Origin of the sequence: uncultured Flavobacterium sp. (assembly GCF_963975005.1) — a bacterium.
Classification (GTDB): Bacteria; Bacteroidota; Bacteroidia; order Flavobacteriales; family Flavobacteriaceae; genus Flavobacterium.
In genome coordinates this window covers 25457-34609 of sequence record NZ_CAXBFR010000019.1, presented here as the reverse complement: position 1 = coordinate 34609, position 9153 = coordinate 25457, and the positions used below count along the sequence as shown (strand labels likewise).

Below are 9153 nucleotides of genomic sequence, written 5' to 3'. Positions count from 1 at the left end.
TTGTCTAATTACTATACTTGCAATTTGTGAAGGCGCTGCAGTTGTACCAGTAACATTTGTTGCTCCAGCAGCTGGTTCAACTGCTCCAGGTGTTGGGTTTGCCCATAAACTAGCAGTATTAGTTGCAATATCATATTTTACAACTAAAAACACAGTTTGGTTAATAGGAAAATCGGTAGCTAAATATGTTGGAGTTGCGGTTCCTCCAGAATTATTTAAAATTCCAAAATTAACTGTATCAGTAACTGAACCAGTTCTTGTATAAATTCTACCAGAAAAAGCACTTACGCCAGTTGCTCCAGCAGTTGCTCCTAAGCAAAGTGTGTAATCACCACTTGCTGTATTTGCTTGTAAACTAGTTGTGTTTAATGCTTTTACTAAGACAGAAAAATATGCTGTTGTAGTAATTGGAGTAGTTAATTCTTTGTTAGCATCTTCTGAGTCAGTTGATAAAACTGTTGTTCTGTTTCCTGTAGAAGCAGCAAGACCTGTTTTGAACAAACTATTACCACTGTCACTTGAAGTAGCAACTATCATTAGTTGTCCAGCAGTTGCACCACTATGTTTTACCCAACCATTATCAGTTAGTATTCCAGTTCCTGTAAAAGAATCTGTAGTTTGTGCAAAACCTAAAGTGGTTAAAAACAATAAAGATAAAGAGTAGATTTTTTTCATTTTTTTTGATTTTAAATTATAGGACAAAAGTAATGGTTTTTTGGTTAACAAAAAAGGAGTTAACAAAAAAATAATATAGGATTAATAATATAAAAAAGAGTCTAACTACTTGATAATTAGTTTTCTTGTAGCAGAAGCGTCTTTTTCTTTAATTTTGATGATGTATACTCCTGCATTTAAGTTAGAAATGTTAATTTCTTTTACATTAGTGGTAGTATCAAATACTTTTTTGCCTAGGACATCAAAAATTTGAATTTCTTTTTCTAAGCCAAATTTTGATGTAATATACAATTTGCCGTTACTAACGGGGTTCGGGTAGATTGATAATCCTTCAATAGTAGGTCCTTGAGAATTACCTATAGCAGACTTGCTTTCTTGCGCATAAGTATCGAAAGTAAGGAAGCAAAATGCTATAATTAGAGTTAAAATGTAGTTTTTCTTCATTTGGGGATGAATTTTATTAGCGTAAATATACAAAAATTATAATACAAAAAGTATACCACAAAAAAAATCCCTCCGAAGAGGGATTAATTGTCATTATATAGGGTGAATTACAAACCTGTTGTCCATCCTGCAGCCCAAATTGGAGTGTCTCCATTGTTTCCAGCACCAGTTGCAGTTCCTTGAGTCATGTAAGTCGTATTAGGACCTGTATATTCAGAAAAATCTCCAGAGATATTAGAAAACTGAATAGGACTAAATGTAACAAAACCATTAGTTACACTTGCATTAGCAGGAGCATCTGTAGAGTTAATTTTAATTCCTTTTGTAAAGTCTTGTATGTAAATATTTTGACCAGCCCATTTTCCACCACCTTCTTTGATGTACATTCCATGCTCTTGACCTGCTAAAGCACCTTTTACAAGAGAAATGTTTTTTAAAGTAACGTTTGTACTTGGTAAAGCAGCACCATTATCTCCATTGTTTGATCCTTCAATACCAGCTTTAGCAACATCTTTCACATAAGCATAGTCAATAGAACCTGAAAAACCATCAGCAAAATCTAATGCATCATCTTCACTGTGTAAAGCTACTAAATATTTAGCATTAACAGCTCCACCGAAGAATTCGATTCCGTCATCACCACTTTTATAAGCTTGAATATATTCAAATGTAGTACCAGAACCAACACCAAATAATGAGATACCATTAAATTCTTTATCTGCATTAAATGCTGCACCTGTATATTCTACTCTTAAATATTTGATAACTCCAGAGCTATCATTGTTTTCATTACCACCATAAGTTAAATCAGAAACCTCTGCAGTAGCAGTTTCTCCGTTAGAACCTCCTTTGTTTGTTGTAGCTCTTCCACAGATAACTAAACCACCCCAGTCTCCTGTTGCTTTAACTGTTTTCCCACTTGTCATAACCACTGGGTTTGTTGCAGTTCCAGTAATATAGATTAAACCATCTTGTGCAACAGCAATGTATGAAGATGTTCCTCCGACAGCTTCAATTCTAGTTCCAGCAGGAATAGTTAATGAAGCACCAGCTTCAACTACAAATGAACCTGTTAATTTGTAAGTTTTAGAAGGATCTAAAGTAGTTGTTTGTCCACTTGTTAAAGTTCCTTTAAAATCATTAGCATCAATGTTAACTACACCACTTGGTGTTTCTGTTGAATTATCATCTCTTGAACAAGATGTAAATGCTAAGGCAGCAATTGCTAACGTAGATAAAATAAATTTTTTCATTGTGTGTGTTTTGTGTTTTTTAATTTGTTAAGGCAAATGTAGGATTAGCATGCTAACTAAAATTTACCTGAATGTTATGAGTTTATTAAAAATAAATAGGGAGGCTTGTAAAAAACCTCCCTAATATTTCTTTTATGTTAACTAATTGTTTAGAATGAGTATTTCATTGAAAAACTAAAGTTTCTCCCTTTTTTATAAGAGTCAACAACTACATTTTGAATGTTTTGTTTTCTTTCAATTGTTGGGTCTGTTAGATTTTTTGCACTAAGACCAAAACCAAGATTTTTATTTAACCTAAATTTTAGAATAAAATCTAAGGCAATAACATCACTATCAACAAGGTCGCCTTTTCCTGTTACACCTAATGCATAAATTCTATCAGAGAAATAGGCTCCAGATAAAGTTGCTGTTAAAGACTGATCAGCAGAGAAGCTTTTGTTTAAACTAACATCAGCATTAATTAACAAATCAGATGCACCTGTTAATCTTGAATTACTATTTGTAAACGCAACTCCTAATCCGTTAGTTTCTTTTTTTACCTTTTCTGAATCCAAATCTTGATTTGTATGTAAGTAAGAAACATTTAAACCAGATGATATATTTGTTTTTTTGTCATTTGATCCTTCAAAACTAAATATATCTTTTCTTATTTCTAATTCTGCTCCAATTCCAACTGCTTTTTCACCAGAATTTACCCAAGAGATATCATTTGTAGCAGAAGCTACTGTTACTTCATTAATTGGATTTTGAATATATTTTCCAAAACCTGTTAACGAAATTACTTCTCCACCTTTAGGGAAATATTCCCATTTCAAATCAAAATTATAATCGGTTGAATTGTATAAAAATGGATTTCCGAAATATGATTGTCCAACTTCTTCATATAAGAAAGGAGCTCTTTCTTTAAATTGTGGTAAAGTATAGGTTTTACTCGCTGCTAATTTTAAATTTTGTTTTTCGTTTAATTCATATTTTGCCGATAATGAAGGTAAGTACTCCATAGTGTCAAATTTATTTTTTCCTTGTTTTAAAGAAGTGTCATAATCAATATCTTGAATGATAAATTCTGAACGGAATGCACCAATTACATATAATTTTGGAGTAAATTGATATTCAATTGCACCAAAACCGGCTGAAATAATTTGTTGTCCATTAAAGTTTTGTGGCGTTAAAGCATTAGCATTTGTAATATCTCCTCTAAATGTTTTTAATGAAAAGAAGTTAGCATCAAGATTTGCTTGATTAAAATAGCCGTCTAGGTTGTTTAAATCAACTGTTGGTTGAGATGCAAAATTACTTCTTGTTACCGCTAAATTAATTTGTGTTGCATCAAAATTAATTTCTTTATAACGTGCACTATAACCTCCAATTAATTTTCCTTTATAATCACCATTTTCACTTTTACCAAATTTGTAAGATAAACTAAAGTTACCTGCAATTTCATCATCAGTCATTTCTTGATAATATCTTTGGTTATCTGATGGATTTACGTCAGAAGCTACTAAGCGAGAGTTAGGGTCATCATATAAAAAAGGCACAATTGTATTTTGCATACGATCTGGAATCACGTTAGTTAGTGTGTTGTATGACAATCCCCAATCTAATCTAACTCTTTCTCCAAATTTATGATCTCCTAAAAGTTGATTCACTAACAAATAAGTTCTGTCAAAAGTAGAACGACGGATAAAACCACCACCATTTTGAGCCGAACCATTTGCGTCAATAATTCCGTTAAATTCTTCATGTTTTTGTGAAGCCGAATTAATTAACATTGAGTTTATACGAATATTGTGATTTTCGTTAATTCTATAATTAATGTTTGCCAATGCATTAGAATTAGTTTGATATTCATAAGCTTTTCTGTTCAAGTTTTTAATAGCAAGCCCTTGAACGTTTACACTTCCTCTTCTTACTCCTTCTTTATAAGTATATCCATTATCAAAAGAAGCATTTAAAAAGAAACTTATTTTACTATAATCTCCAAATGAATAAGAATCTCCACCTCTAATGTAAAAAGAACTATTTACGGGTGTAGATGCTTGTTTGTCCCAACTTGTAGAAAAGTTATATCCCGATAAAGGATTGTTAGGTATAGGTTCATTGCTAAACCCAAGAAAGCTAGGCCCATCTTGCAAATAGAATTTATTTTGTTGAACTGCATTTGAATTTGCACCCATTCCTGTTCCTACTTCTAGAGAACCATCACCTTTATAATTTTTTGATACGATATCAATATTAGCTCCAGCAAAATCACCGTAGTTTTTGTAGTTATATGTTTTGTCGATTCCAATATATTCTACAATATCAGTAGAGAAAATTTCTAAATTGATATTTTTTCTAGAAGGATTGTTTGAAGGTAATGGCAAGCCATTCATTGTTGTTGAATTATATCTATCACCTAATCCTCTAACATAAATACTTCCAGAACCTTCTTGCTTAGTAATACCAGTTGTTTTTGTTACAGCAGCTGCAACATCACTAATTCCTTTATTTGAGATTTCTTCAGCACCAATAGATTGTTTAATTTCTACAGATTTTTGTTGTTCTTGTAATAAAGCTTTAACACTTTCTTGAGTAACTGTAGCAGTTAAAACTATATCTTCAAGCATTACACCTTCAGTTTCTAAGGTATAATTAATTACTTTTTTTTCATTTGCTTTAACTGTAAAAGGTATTTCAACAGTTTTATACCCTAAAAACCCAACAACTAATGTGTGATTTCCAGCAGAAACGCTTAATGTGTATTTTCCATTTTCGTCTGTTGAAGTACCTTGTGAAGTACCTTTCAACATAACATTAGCAAATGCTAGTGGTTCGTTGTCATATTCTTTATCTAGTATAAGACCAGAAACAGTTGCTTTTTGTGCAAAACAGAAAGATGATAACAATAAGGTAAATAATAAAAATTTTAGTTTCATTTTGTTATTTTATATTTTGTGCAAAGAACGTGTCATAAAATTACTTTTGTGTTACTTCTTTGTTATGAATAGCCACATCAAGTGTTATGTTAAGGTTAACAGATTAAATAATTGTTAAGAGGATTGAAAATTTTATTTTATCTTTACCTTTACAATTCAAAACACAACTTTTTTACTATAATGAAAAAAAAAGAAATTAAAATCTTATTGGTTGATGATGAGCAAGATATCCTAGAAATTGTTGGATATAATTTAGCTCAAGAAGGCTATCAAGTAATTACAGCAACTAATGGTAGGGAAGCAGTCGCTAAGGCAAAAAAAGAACTTCCAAATTTAATTATTTTAGATGTTATGATGCCCGAAATGGATGGTATTGAAGCTTGTGAAAACATTAGAAAAATTCCTGAATTAGAGAATACTATCATCACATTTTTAACAGCACGTTCAGAAGATTATTCTCAATTAGCTGGTTTTGATGCTGGTGCAGATGATTATATTGCAAAACCTATAAAACCAAAGATTCTTGTCAGTAAAGTAAAAGCACTTTTAAGAAGATTAAAAGAAAAAGAAGAAAAAGTAGATATTTTAAATGTTAATGGCATTGAAATTAATCGTGAAGAATATAAAATTGTAAAAGAAGGCCAAGAAATAATTTTACCAAGAAAAGAATTTGAACTTTTTTATCTTTTAGCATCAAAACCCGGTAAAGTCTTTAAAAGAGATGAAATTTTAGATAAAGTTTGGGGTAATGAAGTTATTGTAGGAGGAAGAACGATCGATGTTCATATTAGAAAATTAAGAGAAAAAATTGGAGATGACTTTTTTAAGACAATTAAAGGTGTAGGTTATAAAATAGAATTTAATGAAATTTAATTTCAAAAAATCATATAAGTTTGCAACAATATCCTCAATTTATATTAGTTTATTCTTGTTTATTTTACTGCTTTTATTACAATTTATAATTATTGAAATATCTTTTATTAATATTTTTATTATAGTTGTTTCTACATTTGTTTTTTCTTTTTTTGCCTTGCAGTATAGAGTTGAAAAATTTATTTATCAACGAGTTAAAAAGATATATGATGATGTTTCTTTATTAGAAACAAGCTCTTTTAGAAACCAGCCTATAACAACAGATATGGCAACTTTGACAAGAGAAGTTCAGAAATTTGCCAAAGACAAAAAATTAGAAATAGAAACCCTAAAAATTCGTGAAGAATACAGACGCGAATTTTTGGGTAATGTTTCTCACGAATTAAAAACACCCCTTTTTACAGTTCAAGGGTATTTGCTAACATTACTCGATGGAGCTATGGATGACAAAAACATCCGAAAAAAATATTTACAGCGTGCCGAAAAAGGAGTAGAACGTCTTATTTATATTGTAAAAGACTTAGATATGATTACTAAGCTTGAAACTGGCGACATTAATTTAGAATTATCAGAATTTAATATTGTAGAGGTCATTCAAAATGTATTTGATTTGCTCGAAATGCGTGCTTCTAAGAAGAATATTACGTTAACTTTTGACACAAATTACAATTCGAAGATTCTTGTTTTTGCGGATCAAGAGAAAATTCAACAAGTCGTGACTAATTTAGTGATGAATTCTATTAAATATGGAAAAGAAAACGGCACAACAGAAGTAAGTATTGAGGATTTAGTCAACAATAAAATAATTGTGAGAATTACTGACAACGGGGAAGGAATCGAAAAGAAACATATTTCACGCTTATTTGAACGGTTTTATCGAGTTGATAAGAGTGGTGCTCGTAGCGAAGGTGGTTCAGGCTTAGGGTTAGCAATTGTGAAACACATTGTCGAAGGACATGATGAAAAAATCTATATCGAAAGTGAATATGGTGTTGGTTCTGAGTTCTCTTTTACTTTAGAAAAGATCAAATAATTCTTTCCAAGTTATTTTTTTGCTATAATTGGTAAATCCTTTATAAAAATCAATTTTATCTAATTTTTGAATTGTAAATTTTTCTTGCTTACAGGTTGGAATGATTCCTTCTCTATCAAATTTTTTCGCTAAATATTCTTGTTCATACTGACCTGGAGTTGGAATGAAAAAGGCTTTTTTATTTAATTTAGCTAAATCCATAACGGTTGTGTAACCAGAACGACAAAGAATATGATTACTTTCATTAAATGTAGTTTCAAGTTCTATACTATTCATAAAATTAAAATAGGTAACATTTCCTTTTTCTATTTTAGTTTGATTTTTTTCAATAATACCCTTAATAAAAACTACTTTTTTAGGATATTTTTCTAATTCAGCAATAATTTTCTGCTCCAGAATAGTACGTTGAGGTTCTGGTCCGGAAAGTAAAACCATCAAATCATATTTTATAGGCATGGGTTTTTTGCACAATCGACTCAAAGGGCCAATATATTTTACATTTCCAATTAACTCTGTTGGATGACCTAATTTGCCAGATAAATTTTGACCGTTTTCAACATCAGGAACCCAACATTCATTGAATTTTTGGATGTATTTTTTATGCAATTTTGTAGTAAACCAAGAAGTGTTTCCTGTCAAAACATTTAATTGATGAGTAATAAAAACAGACGGCACGTCTTTAGAATAAACACCTAACCTATTATCTGAGATAATTCCATCGAAATTATAGGCTTCGAGAATTTTATTGATTTTATTTCTCTCTTTTTTTATAGTTGAAATAATTTTTGGCAATTGTACAATCATTTTCCATTTAAAGTTCTTTCCTTTTACAGCATATTCAATATCATAGGAAGGCAGTTCAAAAGAAATTAGTTTAGGGAATTCTTTTTTTAATAATTCTAAGGCAACTCCATCACTAGCAATAACGGGTTCAAAGCCATTATCAAGTAAACCTTGAATTATCGGAATACATCTTGTAGCATGACCTAATCCCCAATTTAGTGGTGCAACTATTATTTTTTTCATTTAAAAGAATTCTTTACAAATTTAATTTTTTAAAACAGATATAAATTGTTCGGCTAGTTTATTTTCATATTCAAAATTTTCTTCTTCAACATCAACTTTGTGAATATCATGTCTGTAAAGTTTCCACTTTTTATTATTGTATTCTAAAGCCGTTAAATTTTCAATCCAATCGCCAGAATTTAAATACATTGTTTCCCCTTTGTCTGTTTTTATTTTTTCCATTTTTGGTTCGTGAATGTGGCCACAAATCACAAAATCATAGTTATTTTCAATAGCTAATTCAGTACAAACACTTTCAAAATTAGTAATGAATTTAACGGCAGATTTTACGTTGTTTTTTATCTTTTTAGAGAGCGAATAGGGTTCTTTATTCATTTTAGCTAATACCCAATTAATAAAACGATTGATTAGAATTAACATGTCATAACCCCAACCACCTAATTTTGCCAGCCATTTAGCATGAGTAATGGAAGAATCAAAAACATCACCATGAAAAATCCAAGCTTTTTTACCATCTAAGTCTAAAACTAACTTGTTGAGTAAACTTAAATTTCCTAAATGCAAATCGGTAAATTTTCTTAAAAACTCATCATGATTTCCTGTCAAATAATACACTTTTGTACCTTTTGAACTTAAAGAAATTATTTTTTTAATTACTTTTAGATGATTTTGAGGAAAATAAGATTTTCTAAATTGCCAAATATCAATAATATCTCCGTTAAGAATTAATGTTTTCGGTTTAATAGACGATAAATAGGCTAATAATTCTTTAGCATGACAACCATAAGTTCCGAGATGAACATCCGAAATAACGACCAATTCTACTTTTCTTTTCTTCAAAATAAAATATTTTTACAAAATAAGAGCTTTTTGAAGGGAATAAAGTTATATAAAGATTATCAAAACTTTATTTTTATTAATTTTACCAAAA

Annotated in this window: 8 protein-coding genes; 2 read left to right on the top strand and 6 right to left on the bottom strand. The window is 30.2% G+C overall.

The genetic code is table 11. The annotated features are described in order from the left end of the window. The 4 genes from AACZ53_RS04125 to AACZ53_RS04110 form a co-directional block, all read right to left on the bottom strand. Positions 1-675: hypothetical protein (locus AACZ53_RS04125; protein ID WP_339835021.1), on the bottom strand; the 675-nt coding region annotated here is incomplete at its 3' end. Between the two features lie 105 nt (positions 676-780). Then, positions 781-1119, bottom strand: a complete 339-nt coding sequence (locus AACZ53_RS04120; protein WP_339835020.1) for a T9SS type A sorting domain-containing protein — start codon at positions 1117-1119, stop codon at positions 781-783. 107 nt (positions 1120-1226) lie between these two features. After that, positions 1227-2372 carry a hypothetical protein gene (locus tag AACZ53_RS04115; RefSeq protein WP_339835018.1) on the bottom strand — a complete coding sequence of 382 codons (1146 nt, stop codon included), beginning with the start codon at positions 2370-2372 and terminating at the stop codon, positions 1227-1229. Positions 2373-2521: 149 nt separating this feature from the next. Further along, on the bottom strand, positions 2522-5290 hold the full coding sequence (locus AACZ53_RS04110; protein WP_339835017.1) for a TonB-dependent receptor: 2769 nt from the start codon (positions 5288-5290) through the stop codon (positions 2522-2524). Positions 5291-5470: 180 nt separating this feature from the next. Between AACZ53_RS04110 and AACZ53_RS04105 the strand changes: the two genes are divergently transcribed. Both AACZ53_RS04105 and AACZ53_RS04100 read left to right on the top strand, forming a co-directional pair. Continuing rightward, positions 5471-6163: a response regulator transcription factor gene (locus AACZ53_RS04105; RefSeq protein WP_339835016.1), complete on the top strand. Its 693-nt coding sequence runs from the start codon at positions 5471-5473 to the stop codon at positions 6161-6163. After that, positions 6153-7196: an ATP-binding protein gene (locus tag AACZ53_RS04100; protein ID WP_339835014.1), complete on the top strand. Its 1044-nt coding sequence runs from the start codon at positions 6153-6155 to the stop codon at positions 7194-7196. The genes AACZ53_RS04105 and AACZ53_RS04100 overlap by 11 nt, the downstream gene beginning before the upstream one ends. On the opposite strand, the gene AACZ53_RS04095 is transcribed toward AACZ53_RS04100, so the two are convergent. Next, positions 7179-8222, bottom strand: coding sequence for a glycosyltransferase (locus AACZ53_RS04095; RefSeq protein WP_339835012.1), 1044 nt, complete (start codon positions 8220-8222; stop codon positions 7179-7181). The genes AACZ53_RS04100 and AACZ53_RS04095 overlap by 18 nt on opposite strands. A 21-nt stretch (positions 8223-8243) precedes the next feature. Beyond that, positions 8244-9062, bottom strand: coding sequence for a UDP-2,3-diacylglucosamine diphosphatase (locus AACZ53_RS04090; RefSeq protein WP_339835011.1), 819 nt, complete (start codon positions 9060-9062; stop codon positions 8244-8246). Positions 9063-9153: the final 91 nt, after the last annotated feature.